This is a genomic window from Limosilactobacillus mucosae (genome assembly GCF_046939755.1).
GTDB lineage: Bacteria > Bacillota > Bacilli > Lactobacillales > Lactobacillaceae > Limosilactobacillus > Limosilactobacillus mucosae_A.
The window spans coordinates 1-303 of sequence record NZ_JBKZAY010000118.1 but is presented as its reverse complement, the minus strand read 5'-3'; the positions used below and the strand labels follow the sequence as shown (position 1 = coordinate 303).

Below are 303 nucleotides of genomic sequence, written 5' to 3'. Positions count from 1 at the left end.
CGGCGCGTGCTAGTAGCTTCACTGTCAATTCAGAAGGTGCGGCTTAACATCTACCAAGACGCGGATCCCGTAATGATCGAAAACCTGATTAAGCTCCTCGTTGATCATGCTAGTTAATTGGACCCAGCCGAAGCATGTTTTTATCGTCTGTGGCAAAACCGATCTGCGCAAAGGCATTGAGGGCTTAGCGGCGGTGGTCGCCGAAAACTATGATCTGGATCTGTTTGATGATTCCCTCTTCCTCTTCTGTGGCACACGCAATGATCGATTTAAGGGACTCTATTGGGACGGTGAAGGATTCAT

The 303-nt window shown here is 48.8% G+C and carries 1 protein-coding gene; it reads left to right on the top strand.

All coding sequences use genetic code 11. The features are described 5' to 3' along the window. Nucleotides 1-106 precede the first annotated feature (106 nt). The coding region (gene tnpB, locus ACLUWI_RS10455; RefSeq protein ID WP_412147254.1) for an IS66 family insertion sequence element accessory protein TnpB at nt 107-303 on the top strand (197 nt) is incomplete at its 3' end.